Annotated in this window: 18 protein-coding genes, 1 tRNA gene and 1 pseudogene; 13 read left to right on the forward strand and 7 right to left on the reverse strand. The window is 71.6% G+C overall.

Annotation, left to right across the window (positions count from 1 at the left end; genetic code table 11):
- Positions 1 to 32: 32 nt before the first annotated feature.
- From AB0J46_RS30715 to AB0J46_RS30745, 7 genes are all read left to right on the forward strand, one after another.
- Positions 33 to 1,349 (forward strand): NAD(P)/FAD-dependent oxidoreductase, encoded by a 1,317-nt coding sequence (locus AB0J46_RS30715; RefSeq protein ID WP_364337717.1) that lies wholly within the window; start codon positions 33 to 35, stop codon positions 1,347 to 1,349.
- Between the two features lie 80 nt (positions 1,350 to 1,429).
- The gene (locus AB0J46_RS30720; RefSeq protein WP_364337718.1) at positions 1,430 to 1,942 is read left to right on the forward strand and encodes an ACT domain-containing protein; all 513 of its coding nucleotides are present in this window, start codon (positions 1,430 to 1,432) and stop codon (positions 1,940 to 1,942) included.
- The gene (locus tag AB0J46_RS30725) at positions 1,939 to 2,463 is read left to right on the forward strand and encodes a peptide deformylase (RefSeq protein ID WP_358294502.1); all 525 of its coding nucleotides are present in this window, start codon (positions 1,939 to 1,941) and stop codon (positions 2,461 to 2,463) included. The genes AB0J46_RS30720 and AB0J46_RS30725 overlap by 4 nt, the downstream gene beginning before the upstream one ends.
- 49 nt (positions 2,464 to 2,512) lie before the next feature.
- Positions 2,513 to 2,588 (forward strand) — tRNA-Leu (locus tag AB0J46_RS30730).
- A gap of 365 nt (positions 2,589 to 2,953) precedes the next feature.
- Positions 2,954 to 3,745, forward strand: a complete 792-nt coding sequence (locus AB0J46_RS30735; RefSeq protein ID WP_364337720.1) for a Bax inhibitor-1/YccA family protein — start codon at positions 2,954 to 2,956, stop codon at positions 3,743 to 3,745.
- Between the two features lie 159 nt (positions 3,746 to 3,904).
- Positions 3,905 to 4,138: a DUF4287 domain-containing protein gene (locus AB0J46_RS30740; RefSeq protein ID WP_352323556.1), complete on the forward strand. Its 234-nt coding sequence runs from the start codon at positions 3,905 to 3,907 to the stop codon at positions 4,136 to 4,138.
- A 56-nt stretch (positions 4,139 to 4,194) separates the two neighbouring features.
- A complete protein-coding gene (locus AB0J46_RS30745) occupies positions 4,195 to 4,602 on the forward strand; it encodes a PPOX class F420-dependent oxidoreductase (protein ID WP_352352999.1) in 408 nt (135 codons plus the stop codon).
- Positions 4,603 to 4,665: 63 nt separating this feature from the next.
- Here the strand turns inward: AB0J46_RS30745 and AB0J46_RS30750 are convergent, their stop codons facing one another.
- The 3 genes from AB0J46_RS30750 to AB0J46_RS30760 all read right to left on the reverse strand — a co-directional run bounded on the left by AB0J46_RS30750 (position 4,666) and on the right by AB0J46_RS30760 (position 8,416).
- Positions 4,666 to 5,883, reverse strand: a complete 1,218-nt coding sequence (locus AB0J46_RS30750) for an acetyl-CoA C-acetyltransferase (protein WP_364337721.1) — start codon at positions 5,881 to 5,883, stop codon at positions 4,666 to 4,668.
- A gap of 74 nt (positions 5,884 to 5,957) precedes the next feature.
- On the reverse strand, positions 5,958 to 7,286 hold the full coding sequence (locus tag AB0J46_RS30755) for a PQQ-binding-like beta-propeller repeat protein (protein ID WP_364337722.1): 1,329 nt from the start codon (positions 7,284 to 7,286) through the stop codon (positions 5,958 to 5,960).
- A 146-nt stretch (positions 7,287 to 7,432) separates the two neighbouring features.
- Positions 7,433 to 8,416 (reverse strand): SGNH/GDSL hydrolase family protein, encoded by a 984-nt coding sequence (locus AB0J46_RS30760; RefSeq protein ID WP_364337723.1) that lies wholly within the window; start codon positions 8,414 to 8,416, stop codon positions 7,433 to 7,435.
- 126 nt (positions 8,417 to 8,542) lie between these two features.
- Here AB0J46_RS30760 and AB0J46_RS30765 point away from each other — a divergent pair, with 126 nt between their 5' ends.
- Positions 8,543 to 9,913: a cystathionine beta-synthase gene (locus AB0J46_RS30765; RefSeq protein ID WP_352323551.1), complete on the forward strand. Its 1,371-nt coding sequence runs from the start codon at positions 8,543 to 8,545 to the stop codon at positions 9,911 to 9,913.
- Here AB0J46_RS30765 and AB0J46_RS30770 read toward each other — a convergent pair whose 3' ends face one another.
- Positions 9,914 to 10,762 carry an NAD(P)-binding domain-containing protein gene (locus AB0J46_RS30770; RefSeq protein ID WP_364337724.1) on the reverse strand — a complete coding sequence of 283 codons (849 nt, stop codon included), beginning with the start codon at positions 10,760 to 10,762 and terminating at the stop codon, positions 9,914 to 9,916.
- Positions 10,763 to 10,834: 72 nt separating this feature from the next.
- Here AB0J46_RS30770 and AB0J46_RS30775 point away from each other — a divergent pair, with 72 nt between their 5' ends.
- The gene (locus AB0J46_RS30775) at positions 10,835 to 14,029 is read left to right on the forward strand and encodes a BTAD domain-containing putative transcriptional regulator (protein WP_364337725.1); all 3,195 of its coding nucleotides are present in this window, start codon (positions 10,835 to 10,837) and stop codon (positions 14,027 to 14,029) included.
- A gap of 285 nt (positions 14,030 to 14,314) precedes the next feature.
- Here the strand turns inward: AB0J46_RS30775 and AB0J46_RS30780 are convergent.
- Positions 14,315 to 14,977: pseudogene (locus tag AB0J46_RS30780) on the reverse strand (histidine kinase dimerization/phosphoacceptor domain-containing protein); the annotation flags it as partial.
- Positions 14,978 to 15,169: 192 nt separating this feature from the next.
- Between AB0J46_RS30780 and AB0J46_RS30785 the strand changes: the two are divergent.
- Together AB0J46_RS30785 and AB0J46_RS30790 are read left to right on the forward strand one after the other, a co-directional pair.
- Positions 15,170 to 15,370, forward strand: a complete 201-nt coding sequence (locus AB0J46_RS30785; protein WP_364337726.1) for a hypothetical protein — start codon at positions 15,170 to 15,172, stop codon at positions 15,368 to 15,370.
- 134 nt (positions 15,371 to 15,504) lie between these two features.
- Positions 15,505 to 16,644 carry a cystathionine gamma-synthase gene (locus AB0J46_RS30790; protein ID WP_364337727.1) on the forward strand — a complete coding sequence of 380 codons (1,140 nt, stop codon included), beginning with the start codon at positions 15,505 to 15,507 and terminating at the stop codon, positions 16,642 to 16,644.
- Here the strand turns inward: AB0J46_RS30790 and AB0J46_RS30795 are convergent.
- The gene (locus AB0J46_RS30795; protein ID WP_364337728.1) at positions 16,641 to 17,072 is read right to left on the reverse strand and encodes a DUF2269 family protein; all 432 of its coding nucleotides are present in this window, start codon (positions 17,070 to 17,072) and stop codon (positions 16,641 to 16,643) included. The two genes, AB0J46_RS30790 and AB0J46_RS30795, sit on opposite strands and share 4 nt — an antisense overlap.
- A gap of 10 nt (positions 17,073 to 17,082) precedes the next feature.
- Complete coding sequence (locus AB0J46_RS30800) at positions 17,083 to 17,208, reverse strand: hypothetical protein (RefSeq protein WP_352326121.1); 126 nt, start codon at positions 17,206 to 17,208, stop codon at positions 17,083 to 17,085.
- 139 nt (positions 17,209 to 17,347) lie between these two features.
- Between AB0J46_RS30800 and AB0J46_RS30805 the strand changes: the two genes are divergently transcribed.
- Together AB0J46_RS30805 and AB0J46_RS30810 are read left to right on the forward strand one after the other, a co-directional pair.
- Positions 17,348 to 17,770 carry a DUF6292 family protein gene (locus tag AB0J46_RS30805; protein ID WP_364337729.1) on the forward strand — a complete coding sequence of 141 codons (423 nt, stop codon included), beginning with the start codon at positions 17,348 to 17,350 and terminating at the stop codon, positions 17,768 to 17,770.
- 71 nt (positions 17,771 to 17,841) lie between these two features.
- Positions 17,842 to 18,735 carry an IS982 family transposase gene (locus tag AB0J46_RS30810; protein WP_364337731.1) on the forward strand — a complete coding sequence of 298 codons (894 nt, stop codon included), beginning with the start codon at positions 17,842 to 17,844 and terminating at the stop codon, positions 18,733 to 18,735.
- Positions 18,736 to 18,975: the final 240 nt, after the last annotated feature.

Below are 18,975 nucleotides of genomic sequence, written 5' to 3' on the forward strand. Positions count from 1 at the left end.
CACAAGCATTCCACGAGGGATGGGGCCTCAGGATGAACAAGCACATCTTGATCGTCGGCGGCGGTTACGTCGGCCTGTACACCGCGCTCAGGCTGCAGCGCAAGCTCCACCGCGAGCTGCGCGGCGGCGAGGCGCGCATCACGATCATCGATCCCCAGTCCTACATGACCTACCAGCCGTTCCTGCCGGAGGCGGCGGCGGGCAACCTCTCGCCCAGGCACATGGTGGCCCCGCTGCGCCGGATCCTCCCCAAGGTACGCATCCTCAACGGCACGGTCACCAAGGTCGACCACGCCGAGCGCGTCGTCACCTTCCAGCCCGCCGAGGGCGAGCCGCGCCAGGTGGCCTACGACGTGATCGTGATGGCCGCCGGGTCGATCTCGCGTACGCTGCCGATCCCCGGGCTGACCGACATCGGCATCGGGTTCAAGACCGTCGGCGAGGCCATCGCGCTGCGCAACCGCGTGCTGCACCTGCTCGACGTGGCCGAGTCGACCGTCGATCCCGAGGTGCGGCGCAGGGCGCTGACGTTCGTGGTGGTCGGGGCCGGCTTCGCGGGCGTGGAGGCGCTGGCCGAGCTGGAGGACATGGCCAAGGACTCCACCCGCTACTACCGCAACATCACCCCGGCCGACCTGCGCTGGGTCCTCGTGGAGGCCACGAACCGGGTGCTGCCCGAGGTCGGCCCCGAGATGGGCAAGTGGACGCTGGAGCAGCTGCGCGAACGCGGCATCGAGGTCAAGCTGGACACCAGGCTGGAGTCGTGCGAGGGCGGCCACGTCGTGCTCAGCGACGGCACCGAGTTCGACGCCGAGACCCTGGTGTGGACGGCGGGCGTCAAGCCGAGCCCGGTCGTCAACGACAGCGACCTGCCCCTGGACGAGCGGGGCCGGATCAAGACCACCGCCGCCCTGACCGTCGCCGGCACCCGCGACGCCTTCGCCGCCGGCGACGCGGCCGGGGTGCCCGACGTGACGAACCCGGGCCAGTACTGCGCCCCCAACGCCCAGCACGCCGTGCGCCAGGCCAAGGTGCTGGCCGACAACATCGTCCGGCACCTGCGGGGCGAGCAACTGGTCGATTATCGCCACAAGTATGTCGGATCGGTCGCCGGACTGGGCCTGCATCAGGGCGTCGCCAATGTCTATGGCGTCAAGCTGCGCGGTTTCCCTGCGTGGTTCATGCACCGCACCTACCATCTGTCGCGGGTGCCGACGCTGAACCGCAAGGTCCGTGTCGTCGTCGACTGGACCCTGGCCCTGTTCTTCAAGCGAGAGACCATCTCGCTGGGTGAGATGGAGCATCCGCGCGACGGGTTCAGGGCCGCGGTGGCGACGACCCGCCGCTAGCCCAGGTACGGCAGCGCCCCGGCGAGCATCGCCGGGGCGTTTTCGGCACCCCTGGACGAAATGCGGAAGGGGTACCAGGGGTGGGGCTCTCAGCGGTGACCGTGCTCGGCGTGGACCGGCCCGGCGTGATCGCCGCCGTCACCGGTTCGCTGGCCGACTGCGGCGCGAACATCCAGGACTCGACCATGACGCTGCTCGGCGGGTACGTGGCGATGATGCTGCTGGTCTCCGGCGAGCTCGACTCCGCCGAGCTGACCAAGCGGCTCGGCGCGCCCGAGCTGGTGGTCTCCGCCTCGGCGATCGAGGCGCGGCGGCACTTCTGCGACGACGGCGGCGGCCTCGGCTACGTCCTGACCGTGCACGGCCCCGACCGGCCGGGCATCATCTCGGCCGTCAGCGCCGTGCTGGCCGCCGACGGCGGCAACATCACCGGCATGAGCACCCGGCTCACCGGCCGCCTCTACGTGCTCATCGCCGACGTCGAGCTGCCCAAGGACGTCGACGTCGCCGCCCTCATGCGCCGGCTGGCGGCGGTCGGGGCCGGGCTCGACTCGGAGATCACCTTCCGCCCCGTCGAGCCGGACCTGCTGTGACGGGCGCCAGAGGCACCCCGCGCCAGGTGCTCGGCGCGCCGCACCCGGCGCTGTCGGCCAGGGCCGAGCCGGTCGATCCGGCGGCCCCCGAGACCGTGCGGGCCGCGGCCGACCTGCTCGCCACCCTGCGCGGCGAGACGGCCATGACGGGGCTGGCCGCCCCGCAGATCGGCCTGAGGTGGCGGCTGATCGCCTTCAACGCCTGGGCCCACCCTCGGGCCCGGTCGTGGGCCGGGGAGCTCGTCCTGGTCAACCCTCGCCTCACGAGCGCCTCCCACTGGGACGGCGGGCGCGAGGGATGCGCGTCCATCGCGGGGCTCATGGCCGACGTGCGCCGGGCGACGCGTATCACCGTACATGGGCATTTGCCGGGCACAGGGGAGCCGGTCGTCATCGAGGCGGACGCCTTCGAGGCCCGCTGCATTCAGCACCAACTGGACCATCTGGACGGTCTACTCTTCTTGGACAGAGTGCCAGGGGCGCTATCACTTCACCGCAGACTTCACAGTTGTGACGCCTGATGCGAAGTTGTGCTCCTCGGAAGCATGGTCCGTTTCGTATGATTGCGGCGCCCCCGTAGCCCAATGGCAGAGGCAAACCCCTTAAAAGGGTTGTAGTGCGGGTTCGAATCCCGCCGGGGGCACCATTCTTAAGTGTCCCCGACCTGGGGTTTTCTCCGAGTGAAGCGTCTTGTCGCATCCGGTGGTTCACTACTGCTGTCAACCCGTCACACAATGCTTCCAGGCGTTTGCCGGGAAGACCCGGTGTGGTGAGGCATCCGGAAGATTCCGTTTTCATCACGAAACCCAACAGAACCCGGTTTCCATTGGTTGCGACGCAGTTACTCGCCGCCCGGCCGCCGGCCCAGGACGGCCGTCCCGGCCTCGGGAACTCGTGCGAGGTCACGTTCGTTGTCCTCGCTGCCGAAGTCCCCCCGACGAACTTCGATCTGAGCGTGAGTTGACCTAGGTGCCGCCAGGCCCCGTAGGCTCGGCGCCACAGGAGGCAGCGATGGAGAGCAAGAACCCCGTTTTCGGCAGGGCGCGCCAGCAGCGCGCGGGTTGGGCCGGCCCGGCCCCGTCACCCGACACCCTGCGGAACATGTACGACGCCCCGTCGTACGCACCCCCGGCCCCGCCCGCCTACCGGGCGATGACCCTCGACGACGTCGTCGTCCGGGGCTTCCTCACCCTCGGCGCGCTCGTCGTGGCCGCCGCCGCGACGTGGGTGCTCAACGTCCCCCCGATGGTGGCCGTCGGCGCCGCCGTCGTGGCCCTCATCCTCGGCCTGATCGCCTCGTTCACCCAGAGCACCAACCCGGCGCTCATCCTGGGCTACGCGGTGTTCGAGGGCGTCTTCCTCGGCAAGATCAGCCAGCTGTTCGAGGGCGCCATCAGCGGCATCGTCTTCCAGGCGGTGCTCGGCACGGCCTTCGCCTTCGGCGCGGTGCTGACCGTCTACTCGCTGCGGGTCGTCCGCGTCACCCCCAAGCTGGTCAGGTACGGCATGGCGGCCGCCATCGCGGTGGTCGGGCTGGTGCTGGTCAACCTGCTGGTCGGCATCTTCAACGGCGTCGGGCTCGGCCTGCGCACCGACAGCCCGCTCGGCTACGTCTTCAGCATCGTCATGATCCTGATCGGCTGCTTCTTCCTGCTCCTCGACTTCGACTCGATCGAGCAGGGCGTGCGCCAGGGCGTTCCGGACAAGTTCGCCTGGCAGTGCGCGTTCGGCCTCATGCTGAGCCTGGTCTGGATCTACCTTGAGGTGCTCCGCCTCATCAGCTATTTCACCGGCGACGACTGATCGTTCATCTCCTGGGGGCCTCGCCGTAACCGGCGGGGCCCTCTCTTTGTGCGACCGGAAATCTACCTGCCGTCACAGAATGATGCCTGGCCGGGGGGTTGCCATTCGCAGCGCGGTGTTGCAGTGTCGAGCAAAGGACCTTAATCCGCGGAGGTGCCCATGTCCTTGAACCACTCACCGGAGACGCAGACGAAGCTCATCGCAAGGGTCCCCACGATAACGGGACGCGAACTCCCCGAGTGGTTCCAAGCCATCGACAACGGCCCATCCTTCCTGAGGTGCGACGAGCGGGCCAACTGGCTCGCCGACGAGCACGGGCTGACCCACGGCTACGCCGCCGCGATCGTGCTGGAGCACGAGCGGCACCGCCGTACCCGAATGGGCTTGATGTAGAGCCCTTCCCCATCCCCGCGCCCGTGCTCCGAGTACGGGCGCGGCATCATGAACACATGGATCTGGACAAGGCGCTCGGCTTCATCGAGACCCACCACCACGCAGTCCTGCTCACCAGCCGTCGCGGAGGGCACCCGCAGATGTCGCCGGTGCTGGCGGGCGTGGCCGGCGGGCACATCGTCATCAGCACCCGCGAGACGGCGATGAAGGTGCACAACATCCGCCGGGATCCCCGCGTCTCGCTCTGCGTGCTCGCCGACGGCTTCTTCGGCGAGTGGCTCCAGGTCGACGGCACGGCCGAGATCGTCTCCCTGCCGGAGGCGATGGACCAACTCGTCGCCTACTACCGGGACATCTCCGGCGAGCACCCCGACTGGGACGCCTACCGCGAGGCCATGGTCAGCGAGCGGCGCGTCATCGTCCGCGTCACGCCGCTCCAGGCCGGCCCCGACCGCCAGGGCTGACCTCCGGGACGCGAACGGCCCCGCGTGGCCGGGGAGGCCGGGCGCGGGGCCGCCGAGCACGATCTAGGACAGGCGCTCCAGCACCATCGCCATGCCCTGGCCGCCGCCCACGCACATCGTCTCGAGGCCGAGGCTCTTGTCGTGGTGGCGCAGGCTGTTGATCAGCGTCGAGGTGATGCGCGCCCCGGTCATGCCGAACGGGTGCCCGACGGCGATGGCGCCACCGTTGACGTTGAGCCGGTCGAGCTCGATCCCGAGGTCCTGGTACGACGGGATCACCTGCGCCGCGAACGCCTCGTTGATCTCCACGAGGTCGATGTCCTCGATCGCCATGCCCGCCCGGGACAGCGCCTGCTTGGACGCCTCCACCGGCCCGAGGCCCATGATCTCGGGCGAGAGCCCGCTGACGCCGGTGCTGACGATCCGGGCCAGCGGCGTGATGCCCAGCTCGGCCGCCTTGACGTCGCTCATGATGACCAGGGCCGCCGCGCCGTCGTTGAGCGGGCAGCAGTTGCCCGCGGTGACCGTGCCGTCGGGGCGGAAGACCGGCTTGAGTCCGGCCACCCCCTCGTACGTGGTGCCGGCCCGGGGGCCGTCGTCCTTGCTGACCACGGTGCCGTCGGGGAGCGTGACGGGGGTGATGTCCTTCTGCCAGAACCCGTCGGCCAGCGCCTTCTCGGCCAGGTTCTGGGAGCGCACGCCGAACTCGTCCTGCTCGCGGCGGCTGACGCCCTTGAGCTGGGCCAGGTTCTCGGCGGTCTGCCCCATGGCGATGTAGATGTCGGGGACGGCGCCGTCCTGGCGGGGGTCGTGCCAGGTGCGGCCGCCCTCGGCCGTCTGCTTGGTGCGGGCCGTCGCGTCCAGGAAGAGCGGGTTGTGGGTGTCGGGCAGCGAGTCGGAGTTGCCCTTGGCGAAGCGCGAGACGGTCTCGACGCCGGCCGAGACGAACACGTCGCCCTCGCCCGCCTTGATCGCGTGGAAGGCCATCCGCGTCGTCTGCAGCGAGGAGGAGCAGTAGCGCGTGACGGTCGTGCCCGGCACGGTGTCGAGCCCGAGCAGCACCGCCACCACCCGGGCCATGTTGAAGCCCTGCTCACCGCCCGGCAGGCCACAGCCGAGCATGATGTCGTCGATCGTGTTCGGGTCGAGCTGGGGCACCTTGGCCAGCGCCGCCTGGATCATCTGTACGGTCAGATCGTCGGGACGGATGTCCTTGAGCGACCCCTTGAAGGCTCGTCCGATCGGGGAACGCGCGGTTGCGACGATGACTGCCTCGGGCATGGCCCCTCCTTGTGTCCGGCGGTGATATTAGAACTATATTCCAGTCCTCCTCGCAAGCACCCCGGGGCCCCGCGTCAGCCGTACATGCCGGGGGCGGTGGCGGTGTGGTCGTTGACGGCGTGCACGGCGCCCTTCTCGTCGCGCCACAGGCGCCAGCCGTCCTGGCTGCCGGTGAACCAGGGCGGCGGGGCGTTCATGGGGGAGACGCGGGTGCCGGTGCCCAGGTCGTACTCGCAGACGGCGGCCGTGGAGTAGAAGCCGGGGGCCTGGCCGCGCAGCGGCAGCGGCTTGGGGTCGGTGACGCAGAAGGACCAGCCCCGCTCCTCGCCCACCTGCGCGGGCTTGCCCGAGACCAGGTCGAAGGCGCTGCCCTTGGCGTCGTGCTTGAGGAAGCCCAGTTTGTCCATGCGGTCGGGGAAGGCCAGCCACCAGCCCGAGCCGGGGACGTCGGAGGCGGTGATCTGGCCGACCACCCGGCCGGTCTCGGAGTCGAGCCTGGCGAAACCGCCGTAGGCGCCCTGGCGGTCGACCGGGCGGACGACGGGCGCGTAGCCGGGGCTGCCGCTGGGATAGACGCGCACGACCGAGGGCCGCATCCAGTTGACCGTGCCGTCGCTGATCCTGATGGAGAACAGCCCGAAGGTGGAGACCTTCTTCGTCTGGGGGTTGGTGTAGGGGGCGACGTAGCCGACCAGGTTGTCGCCGGTCGAGCCGAACGCCCACCCGCCCGACAGGTCGATGCCGGGCCCGAGCGCCTGCTCGATCGGCTGCTGCCACTGCAGCTTGCCGGTCTTGACGTCGTAGGACTCGATCATGGGGTTGGCGGCCATCCGCAGCAGCAGGACCCGGGCCGGATCGGACCATTCGACCTCGGAGATGCCGGGCAGCCGCCACATCACCCGGCCGGTCGCCGGGTCGAGCACGACCATCCGGGCGTGGGTCAGGGCGGTGTGCTCCGACACGCACAGGTAGGGGCCGCAGCGCTGCGGCCCGAACGTGGAGTGCATGGGCCTGGCCCACTTCTGCGCCCCGGAGCGGGCGTCGCGGGCGATGAGGGTGGCGTTCCAGCGGCCCTTCTTCGCCGGATCGAGGGCCACGACCACCCCCTGGCCCTTGGCCGTCTCCACGACCGCGGGGGCGGAGACGCCCATGCCGGGCAGGCGGCCCGCCATGGTGGCCGGGTACGCCCACAGGCGCCGGCCGTCTTCGAGGCCGAGCGCCACGGTCTCCAGCGTGCCGTCGGGCTTCATGGAGGTGGTGGTGACCACACCGGCCGCGGACACGATCCGGCTGACCGCGTTGACCTGGGTGTTCTGCCAGGAGGGGAAGTTCGCCGTGGCGGCGTCGCTGCCGGAGCAGGCGGTCAGGGCGAGGGTCCCCGCGAGGGCCAGGGAAGGTTTCATGAGGGGCCGGAGCACAGGCAATTCACTCCAAAAGAGGACGAGGAGTGACGGCTCAGGCTCGGAGGGTGACCGGATCAGGCGTCGCCGACCCCCCGGCGCGCACGATCACGCGTCGGTGGGATCGTCGAGCCGCCCGCCTGGCGCGCTCACGCGTCGGTAGGCGTCTCGCCGAGCCGCCGGCGGAACAGCGTGGCCCACTTGCCGTGGAGCCCCGTGGCCCGCCCGTCGACCCGGGTCGCGGTGACCTCGGTGCCGGACTCCTCCGCGGCCGTTGCCGCCGCAAGGTAGATCGGTTGCAGTCCTTCGCCCCGCGCGGGCCGCGGCTCAGGCCACAGCCCCAACGCAGCGCACACCGACGGTAGCACCGCGTAAGCGGCCTGCGCGTAACCTCGGTCAGATGGATGGAAACGATCCGGTCCGAACATTTCTGTCGGATTTGTATCGAATTCCGGTCCGAGGACGTCGGCGAACGCCACCGTGCGGCCGCCCGCGTCCACCACGGCGACGGTCTGGGCCGCCGCGAGCTGACGGCTCCACCGCCGGGTCACCCAGCGCAGCGGCTGGGCGATCGGCCGCACCGTGCCGAGGTCGGGGCAGGTGCCGACGACCACCTCGACGCCCGCGTCGCGCAGCCGCCGCACCGCCTTGGCCAGATGGCGCACCGCCACGGCGGGCGGCGTCTGGGTGATGATGTCGTTGGCCCCCACGAAGATGACCGCCACGTCCGGGCGCATGGCGAGGGCGGCGTCCACCTGCTCGGGCAGCTCGGCGGAGGGGGCGCCCGACTTGCCCGCCACGAGCAGGTGCACCGGCCGCTCGGCCACCGCCGCCACGCCGTTGGCCAGCAGGACGGCGGGGGTATGGCTGGGGTCGGTCATGCCGAGGCCCACCGAGGTGGAATCGCCGAGCATGGCCATCTTGAGGGGCTTGCCGCGGAAATCGCCGTAGACGCCGTCGGAGGGCGGTCCGTCCAGACCGTGGGGGCGGCCGATGGCCTTGCGCGCGAGCAGTCCCTCGGCGATCAGCAGGCCGTACGCCGTGGCTCCCAGAGCCGTGAGCCCGCCACCTCCGAGCGCCGCCGCCATCGCGATCCGCCTGGCCGCGCGTGCCATGCCTGCTGCCCAGACCACGTAGTGTCCTCCCGGTCGAACTCGGCGGTAGCGTTTGCTTGAAAACTAGCCGAGGGCCTGCCACCCCCACTGGATCTCGGCCTCGGGCAAGCTGATCAAGCTTCGGCAAAGAAGGTGAACACCTCGGTGCGCGTTTACGATTCCCTGGTCGATCTCATGGGGAACACTCCGCTCGTCCGCCTGCACAAGGTCACGGCGGGGATCTCCGCCCAGGTGCTGGCCAAGGTCGAATATTTCAATCCCGGCGGCTCGGTCAAGGACCGCATCGCGCTGCGCATGATCGAGGCCGCCGAGGCCTCGGGCGCGCTGCGGCCGGGCGGCGTCATCGTCGAGCCGACGTCCGGCAACACCGGAGTGGGCCTGGCCATCGTGGCCCAGCAGAAGGGCTACCGGTGCCTGTTCGTGGTGCCCGACAAGGTGGCCCAGGACAAGATCGCGGTGCTGCGCGCGTACGGGGCCGAGGTCGTGGTCTGCCCCACCGCCGTCTCGCCCGACCACCCGGAGTCCTACTACTCGGTCTCCGACCGGCTGGCCCGCGAGATTCCCAACGCCTGGAAGCCCGACCAGTACTCCAACGTCAACAACCCCGACTCCCACTACCACTCGACCGGCCCCGAGCTGTGGGAGCAGACCGACGGCCGCATCACGCACTTCGTGGCGGGCATCGGCACCGGCGGCACGATCAGCGGCACCGGCCGCTACCTCAGGGAGGTCTCCGACGGCCGGGTGAAGATCATCGGGGCCGACCCCGAGGGCTCGGTGTACTCCGGCGGCTCCGGCCGTCCCTACCTGGTGGAGGGCGTGGGCGAGGACATCTGGCCGGCCACGTACGACACCGGGATCTGCGACGAGATCATCGCGGTGTCCGACAAGGACTCCTTCAACATGACCCGCCGCCTGGCCCGCGAGGAGGGGCTGCTGGTCGGCGGCTCGTGCGGCATGGCCGTGGTGGCGGCGCTGCAGGTCGCGGCCAAGGCGGGCCCCGACGACGTGGTGGTCGTGCTGCTGCCCGACGGCGGCCGCGGCTATCTGTCGAAGATCTTCAACGACGACTGGATGGCCGACTACGGCTTCCTGACCACCAGCTCGGACGAGGGCCTGGTCGGCGACGTGCTGGCGCGCAAGGGGCCGGGCCTGCCGGAGTTCGTGCACGCCCACCCGCACGAGTCGGTCGGCACGGCCATCTCGATCATGCGCGAGTACTCGGTGTCCCAGCTTCCGGTCATGAAGGAGGAGCCACCGGTCATGGCGGCCGAAGTGGTCGGCTCCATCGTCGAGCGCGACCTCCTGGAGGCCCTCTACCACGGCAGGCTCGCCTCCGACGACCCGATCTCCGACCACATGTCGGCGCCGCTACCCACGATCGGCAGCGGTGAACCCGTCGCGCGCGCGGTCGAGGCGCTGGAGAAGGCCGACGCGGCCGTCGTCCTGGAGGACGGCAAGCCCGCCGGGCTGCTCACCCGGCAGGACCTGCTCGCCTTCCTCGCCAACCACTGATCAGGGTTTCCTTATCGATTCGATCACGGTGCCGAGGCCCTCGTGCCCGCGTCCCTCGGCGTCGGCGCGCTCGAACAGCTCCTTCAGCGCGTTCGGCACCGTGGTCTCCACACCGGCCTCGGCCAGCGCGTGCACGACGTGGCCGAGGCCCACGGCCTGCATGTGCAGCGAGTTCAGCTCGCCGGGGTAGCTCCCGGCGGCGAACTCCTCGGCCAGGATCTTCGCGAACCCCATCACGCCGTCGCCGCCGAGCTGGGTGAAGGTCTCCCGCACGTACGGCAGGAACTCCAGCGGTGAGACCCCGGCCGTGCTCAGCATCGCCATGGCGTGCATCTGGCTGGTCAGGCTCGACCAGAAGATCAGCAGCAGCGACTGGTAGTACATCATCGCCAGGCCCTCGTCCGCGCCGACGTGGACGACGTCGCCGAGGGCCCTGAGCGTCGCCGTGTGCCGGTCGAGCACGTCCTTGGGGCCGCTGTAGAAGGAGTAGGCCCCCGGCTGCCCGATGCCCGGGGGCGGGACCATGATCCCGGCGGTGATGAGCGTGCCGCCGCGTCCGGCCACCCAGCGGGCCGCCGCGCGCAGCTCCTCCGGGGTGCCCGAGCTGAGGTTGACCAGCACCTTCCCGTCGAGCCGGGCCTCGCCGAGGCTGTCGTACATCGCCTGGTAGCCGATCTGGCTGAACACCAGCAGATCGCCGTCCGCGGCCGAGGCCGCGCGCCGGGCTCCCCGCTCGACCAGCGGTTCGGTCTTGCTCGCCGTACGGTTCCACACGGCCACGTCGAAACCCGCGCCGAGGAACGTCTCGGCCATCTTCGACCCCATCGGGCCGAGTCCTGCAACTGTCACCTGAGTCATGACAGGGAGCCTGCGGCACCGCCCTACGGAAATCCTTATGACCGGCTACGGGTTAGTCTCTGCATGGTGCGATTCGGGGTGCTCGGCCCGCTGGCCGTCCGGACGGACGGCGGCGAGGAGATCCACGTCGCCGAGCCCAAGGTCCGCGCGCTCCTCGCCGCCCTGCTGGCGGCCGGCGGCGGCCCGGTCTCCGCCGACCGGCTGATCGACGACCTGTGGGGCGACCGGCCCGGCCGCAACCCGCTCGGCACCCTCCAGGCCCGCGTCTCCCAGCTCCGCCGCGCGCTCGGCGACCCGGCCATGGTCGTCCACGGCCCGGCCGGCTACCGGCTGGCCGCCCACGACTGCGACGCCGTCCGGTTCCGCGCGCTCGTGGGCCGCCGCGGCGCCGCCCCGCGTGAGCGCGCCCGCGAACTCGACCAGGCGCTCGCCCTGTGGCGGGGCGCGGCCTACGCCGACTTCGCCGACGAAGGGTTCGCCCGTCCCGAGATCACCCTGCTGACCGAGCTGCGCCTGTCGGCCCTGGAGGAGCAGGCCGAGGTGCGCCTCGCGCTCGGCCACGACGTCGACCTCGCCGACCTGGTCGCCCGGCACCCCCTGCGCGAACGGCTGCGCGCCTCGCACATGAAGGCCCTGTACCGGGGCGGCCGGCAGAGCGAGGCGCTGGCCGGCTACGAGGAGCTGCGCGTCAGGCTGGCCGAGGAGCTGGGGCTCGACCCCTCGCCCGAGCTGGCCGCGCTGCACCGGGCCATCCTGCGCCACGACTCCTCGCTGGCCGCCCCGCCGCCGGCCGCCGACCCGGGGCCGCTCACCAACCTGCCCGCGCCGCTCACCCCGCTGGTCGGCAGGGACGCCGAGCTCGCCGAGGTGGCCGCCCTGCTGGCGGACTCGCGGCTGGTGACCCTGACCGGGCCGGGCGGCGTGGGCAAGACCCGTCTCGCCCTCGCCGCCGCCCGCAGCCTGGCCTTCCCCGAGGGCTCCGCCGAGCCGCGGCGGGGCGGATTCGCCGACGGGGTGTGGCTGGTGGAGCTGGCCGGGGCCGGGGGCGCCGACGTGGCCGAGGCGGTGGCGGCCGTGCTGGGCGTGCGCGACGACGACTCCGTGCCGCTGGCGTCCAGGCTGGCCGGGGTGCTGGCGGGCCGGAGCGCGCTGCTGGTCCTGGACAACTGCGAGCACCTGGTCGAGCAGGTCGCCGGGCTCGTCTCGGCGCTGCTGCGGGCCGCGCCCGGCCTGCGCGTGCTGGCCACCAGCCAGGAGCCGCTGGGGGTGTCCGGGGAACGGGTCCGGGTCGTCCACCCGCTGGCCGAGGCCGACGCCGTACGGCTCTTCGCGGCCCGCGCGGACGTCGAGCCCGGCCCCACCGTGGCCGTCATCTGCCGGCGGCTCGACGGCATCCCGCTGGCCCTGGAGCTGGCGGCGACGCGGGTGCGCGCGCTCGGCGTACAGGAGCTGGCCGCCCGCCTGGACGACCGGTTCAGGCTGCTCAGCGCCGGGATGCGGGACGCCCCGGCCCGGCAGCGCACGCTGCGGGCCACCATCGACTGGAGCTGGGAGCTGCTGTCGGACGAGGAACGCGCGGTGCTGCGGCGGCTGGCCGCGCACGCCGACGGCTGCACCCTGGAGGCCGCCGAGGCGGTCTGCGCCGAGCCCGGCGTGGACGTGCTCGACGTGCTGGCCAGGCTCGTGGACCGGTCGCTGGTCGCCGTGGCGCCCGGCCCCCTGGGACCCCGCTACCGGCTGCTGGAGTCGGTGACCGCCTACTGCCTCGAACGGCTGCGCGAGGCCGGTGAGCACGACCTGCTGCGGGAGCGGCACGCCCGCTACTACACCGACCTGGCCGCCCGCGCCGAGCTGCGCGGCCCGCGTCAGCACGAATGGCTGGACCGGCTGGACGCCGAGAGCGCCAACCTGCGGCTGGCCCTGTCAGGGCCGGAGCCCCTGCGCCTGGCCAACGCGCTCGCCTGGTACTGGATCCTGCGCGGCAGGCTGCGCGAGGCCCGCAGGTCGATCGAGGCGGCTCTGGCGGCGGCCGGCGAGGACAGCGCGGCCGCCGCCCTGGCCTCGGCGTGGGTTGCCGGGGTCGGGCTGCTGCTCGGCGAGCCCACCCCGCCGGTACGCCGGGACGCGCTCGACCGTGCGGGGTCCGCGCTGGCCGACTGGTTCCTCAGCTTCGCCCGGTGGGCGTACGGCGACCTCGCGGCGCACCGGGACGCGGTGGGGCGGGCGCTGGCGGCGTACGAGGAGCTGGGGGACCGGTGGGGGGTGGCGGCGGCGCTGTGCCTGCGGGCCAAGCTCGCGGTGGGCCGCGGCGACCTCGCGGCGATGGAACGCGACGGCGAGCGCGGCCTGGCCCTCTTCCGCGAGCTGGGGGACGAATGGGGGCAGGTCGAGGCCATGGACGTCCTCGACCGGCTGGCCGAGATCCGCGGCGACTACGAGCGGGCGGCCCGGCTGCGGCACGAGGCGCTGCGGCTGGCCGAGAGGCTGGGGTTCGACGTGTCGTTCAAGCTGGCCGCGCTCGGCCGGCTCGCGCTGCTCGCGGGCGACTACGAGCGGTCCGACGACTACCACGGGCGGGCCAGGCGGCTGGCGGCGGCGCAGTCGTACCGGTCGGCGGAGGAGAACGCGCTGCTCGGCCTGGCCATGAGCGCCCGCAGGCAGGGGCGGTACGAGGAGGCGGAGTCGTACCTGCTGTCCGCGCTCGACTGGCTGCGGCAGGTGGGGGGGATGCCCGGGACGGCGTTCGTGATGGCCGAGTGGGGGTTCGTGGCAGAGCAGCGCGGCGACGCCGGGACGGCGCTGGCCCGCCAGCGCGAGGGGTACGCGAACGCCCGCGCGACGGGCGACCCGCGGGCCGTGGCGCTGGCCCTGGAGGGGCTGGCGGGCGCGCTGTCGATCGCGGGCCGCGAGCACCTGGCGGAGGCGGCGCGGAAGCTGGGACGGGCCGCGGCGCTCCGGCGGGCCGCCGGCGCGCCCCTTCCCGCCGGCGAACGCCATGACGTGGACCGGATCACCGCCCGCCTGCGCGCCGCAATGGGCGAGCCGGAGTTCGCCGGATCCTTCGCGGCGGGGGAGCGGGACTCCGGCGAGGTCGCGGTCGGCCGGTCGGGCGGGTCAGGGGAGCGGGAACTCGGCGATCACTTCCCAGGGGCCCTCGGGGGACGGGCCCGCGTAGAGCCTGCCGCCCAGAGCCTCCACCCGCTCGGCCATGCCGACCAGCCCGAACCCGCCGCCCAGCCGGGACACCCGCGGGTCTGACGCGACCGAGCCGAAGTTCCGCACCCGCAGCACGACCACCCGCTCGTACCGCCGCAGGTCGGCCTCCACCCACGCGGCCCGGGTGGCGTGCTTGCGCACGTTGGTGAGCGACTCCAGCAGGACCCGGTGCAGCGTCGTCATCACCTCGGGCGGCAGCGTCCGGTCGTCGATGCCCGACCCGATCTCGAAGGCCACCTTCGGCCCTTCGACCGAGAACCGCTCGGTCAGCAGCCGCAGGTCGGCCAGCGTCGTGCCGGGCCTGCGGTCGGCCTCGTCCTCGGTGCGCAGGACGGTGACCATGCGCCGCATCGAGGTCAGCGCCTCCGACCCGGCCGAGGCGATCGCGTCGAGCGCGGGCAGCACGGCCTCGGGCTTGTGCTCGGCGACCGTACGCGCGGCCTGGGCCTGGACGACGATGCCGGTGATGTGGTGGGCGACCAGGTCGTGCAGCTCCCTGGCCAGTTCGAGGCGTTCGGCCCGGCGTACGGAGTGCACCGCCTCGGTCCGGCGCTCCTGCTGGAACCGCAGGTAGCCGCCGATGCCCGCGGCCATCGACCACCCCGCGAACAGCAGGAACGCGAACGCCAGCCCCGCCGTGGGGTAGTCGCGCCTGGCCGACTCGGCCATCAGCACGCCCAGCCCCACGAGCGACAGCACGGCCGCCCGCCGTACCGGCTCCACGTGCCGCAGCACGCCGATGAGGAGGATCAGCAGCGACCCCGTCTCGGCCAGGCCGGGCGCGCCCAGCGCGTGGACCGACCCGATGACCACCGACACCGCGAAGGACAGCCCCAGCAGCGCGCAGAAGCCCTCAAGCCGGTGGCGGCGGCGCAGGACGACCGCCGCGATCCCGGCCGCGCCGCAGAACGGCACGAGCCACTGCAGCCCCCCGGTGCTGACGGCGATGGCCAGGTCGAGCATCAGCATCATGCCGAGCCAGCCGAGCATCGCGATCTCGCTCAGCCGCCGGACCCAGTACGCGATGCCTTTCGAATCCCCCACGTCACGAGAGTAGGCCGGAAGTCGGACAACTCGTATCAACCGATCGGCCGACCCGGTCGCCGCCGGACCAGCCCTTCAGCGGAGGCGGCGGCGACGGCCCCTCGGCGATGCTGGAACACGTCGGAAGGGGGACAGGACATGGTTGTCATCGGGTTCGTTCTGCTGGGGTTGGGACTGGTCGTCATGGCGCTGCTCGCGCTGGCCGACCCCGTGCTGCTCTCGCGCATCAACGGTGAGGAAGCGGAGGGCGCCAGCGGCCGCCACATCGACGTGGAGGTCGTCCGGCTCAGCGCCCCGGCCGCGACGGCCGCGACGGCCCGCGAGCCCCGGGCGGCCTGAGCCTTCGAGAACGTGGCCCGCGCGGGCATGGCCGCGCGGGTCCGGGCGGGCGCCGTCGGGGGACGGGGCCCCGCCACCGGCCCGCGATCCGCTGGGGAACGGATCGCGGGCCGCTTTCCGTTAACGTGGGGCCTATGACCAACGGTTTTGAGACCCTGGCGATCCACGCAGGTCAGGAGCCCGACCCGCTGACCGGCGCGGTCGTGCCGCCGATCTACGCCACGTCCACCTACAAGCAGGACGGCGTGGGCGGCCTGCGTTCGGGATATGAGTACAGCCGCTCCGCCAACCCCACGAGGACGGCGCTGGAAGAGGCGCTGGCCGCCGTGGAGGGCGGCGCGCGCGGGCTGGCGTTCGCCTCGGGCCTGGCCGCCGAGGACACCCTGCTGCGCACGGTGTGCCGGCCGCAGGATCACGTGATCATCCCCAACGACGCGTACGGGGGCACGTACCGGCTGTTCGCCAAGGTGCACGAGCGCTGGGGCCTGCACTACGACCCGGTCCCGCTGCACGACCTCGACGCGGTGGCGTCGGCCATGACGCAGAAGACGAAGATCGTGTGGGTCGAGACGCCCACCAACCCGCTGCTCGGCATCGCCGACATCGCCGCCCTGGCGCAGCTGGCCCACGAGAACGGCGCGCTGCTGGTCGTGGACAACACCTTCGCCTCGCCGTACCTGCAGCAGCCCCTGGCGCTCGGGGCCGACGTGGTCGTCCACTCCACCACCAAGTACATCGGCGGCCACTCCGACGTGGTCGGCGGCGCGCTGATCGCGCGGGACAAGGGCCTCGGCGACGAGCTGACCTACCACCAGAACGCGATGGGCGCGGTGGCCGGCCCGTTCGACGCCTGGCTGACGCTGCGCGGGCTCAAGACCCTCGGCGTGCGCATGGACCGCCACTGCGACAACGCCGAACGCGTCGTCGACCTGCTGCTCGCGCACCCGCGCGTGACCCAGGTGCTCTACCCGGGCCTGGCCGAGCACTCCGGCCACGAGGTCGCGGCCAAGCAGATGCGGCGCTTCGGCGGCATGGTGTCCTTCCGCGTGGCGGGCGGCGAGGCCGAGGCCGTGGAGGTGTGCAACCGGGCCAAGCTGTTCACGCTCGGCGAGTCGCTGGGCGGCGTCGAGTCGCTCATCGAGCACCCGGGCCGCATGACGCACGCCTCCGCGGCGGGCTCGCCCCTGGAGGTGCCGAGCGACCTGGTGCGCCTGTCGGTCGGCATCGAGACGGTCGACGACCTGCTCGCCGACCTCACCCAGGCCCTCGGCTAAGGCGTCGGGACGACCATCAGGAAGAGGATCACCAGCCAGATCACGGCCAGCAGGCCGCTGATCGCCGCGACCCGTCCGGTCTGCACCTTCGCGTCGTCCTCCGCGTTCTCGCTTTCGAGCGCGCGGAGGGCGGTGCGCAGGTCGCGGTCGATGATGACCAGCAACACGATCGCCACGATGAACAGCGTCATCGACGCCGTCATGTACCACAGGCCGAGCACGCCGTGCCCGACGACGATGCCCAGGGCCACGCCGAACACCAGCACACCCAGGCTGGCCAGGCTGTAGATCCTCGTGGTGCGCTGGATGTTCCGCAGGACGGGCACGTTGTTGTTGCGGATGGCCCGCGGAGCCGCCATCGTCGCGGCGGTCAGCGGGCCGATCGTGAAGATGGCGAAGCCGATGTGCAGCCAGAGAAGCAGGGACATGCGCCTGAGACTAGTCCCCGACGATCTCGGTCGGCGGCTCGACACTCTCTTTAACCTGCGAGGAGCAACGCATGATGAGCTCCGTGGCGGCCACCGCTACGGCCATCAGGGTGATCAGCAGGATCGTGGCAATCATGGGCTCTCCTCCTTCCCCGTGTCTGACGTAAATATCGTCCGTAATGACTAGACGGACGTGCAACGGAATAAGTTCGCCACGGGTATGGTTGGTCACCGTCGCTTTTTTCTTACCTTCAGGGCACAAGGGGGTGCCGTCCGTGGCCATCAGGCATGTCGAGCCGTACACCGACGAGTGGCTGCAGCAGCCGGCCGGCTATGTGGAGCGCGTCGTCGACCTGCTCGGAGCCGAGGTGGCCGACTGGTGGGAGGGCCCGTGCGATCCGCGGCACGCCACGGTCAAGCTGACCGACGGCCACGCGCTCGTTTGGGACGAGGAGAGCGGCTGGCGGCTCGGCCGCTTCGTCTCCGGCGGGGCGGGCGCGCACACCGAGCTGACCGGCGTCCGCTACCTGGGCCACGGGCTGCTGCCCCGGCCGGAGCGCGTGCCGTCGGCTCTGGTGGACGCGCGGGCGGGAGTGGGGGCCAGCTCGGCCTGGCGGCCCTGTTACCGGTCGCACCGCAACTGCCGCGACGGGTTCGACGTGGCCCTCGACTTCTACGCCCGCCTGATCGAAGCCTGACAAACCCCTAGACGAGTAAGTCCTAAGTCGTTCGGAGTGCAGGTACGACGAAGGGTGTCGAGGATCGATGTGTGACGAACGACCTCAACACCCTTCTGACCGCACTGTACGTGAAGATCGACGACTGGCTGGGCAAACCACCCAGGCTGGGACGACCACCCCGACTGACCGACGCCGAGCTGCTGACCTTGGCGGTCGCCCAGGTCCTGCTCGGCGTGCACTCCCAGACCCGCTGGCTGCGCTACGTCCCCGCACATCTGCCCGGCGCCTTTCCGTACCTGCCCGGCCAGTCCGGCTACAACAAGCGCCTGCACAAAGCCCTCCCCCTGCTCAAACGAGCGATCCGAGCCCTGGCCCGTGACACCGACCTGTGGGACGACCCGCTCTGGGTGGCCGACTCCACCCCGGTCGAGTGTGGTCGTTCCCGCCCCACAGCCCGCCGTTCCGAGCTGGCGGGGTGGGCCGGCTACGGCTACTGCCGCTCCCACTCTCGCTGGTTCTGGGGCCTGCGCCTGCACCTGATCTGCACCCCGGCCGGACTGCCCATCACCTGGGCTCTGGCCACCCCGAACATCGACGAACGCCAGGTGCTCATGGCCGTCATCGAACACGACCCGGATCTCGTGACCGAACGCCCCGGCCTGCTCATCATCGCCGACAAGGGATACATCTCCGCCGAGCTGGACACCTTCCTGGCCGAACGAGGGGTGCGGCTGTTACGCCCGTCCCACCGCAACCGCACACCCCGCCCCGGCGAGGAACTCCTCAAGCCCACCCGCCAGCTCATCGAGTCCGTCAACGACACCCTCAAGGGCCAGCTCGACCTGGAGCTTCACGGCGCCCGAACCGCCATCGGCGTCAGCGCCCGCATCGCCCAGCGCATCCTGGCCCTGACCGCCGCCATCTGGCACAACCGCGCCACCGGCCAGCCCATCACCCGATCCCTGATCGCCTACGACCACTGACCCGACTTAGGACTTACTCGTCTAGAAGGCAAGGGCCTCAAGGGCAAGGGCCAGAAAGGCAAGGGCCTCCGCCCTAAGGGCGCTACGCGCCGAAGGGCTCCGGGGCTCTTTCTGCCGGGGGAGCCAAGCTCCCCCGAACCCCCTGGCCGGGGGTCTCCCGCCCCCCCCGGACCCCCAGCGGTCACCGGCTTCCCCTCGCCCATGTGGTGGAGAAGGCGTCTTCGGTGATCCCGAGGCAGG

This window comes from Nonomuraea sp. NPDC049758 (assembly GCF_040674635.1).
Classification (GTDB): Bacteria; Actinomycetota; Actinomycetes; order Streptosporangiales; family Streptosporangiaceae; genus Nonomuraea.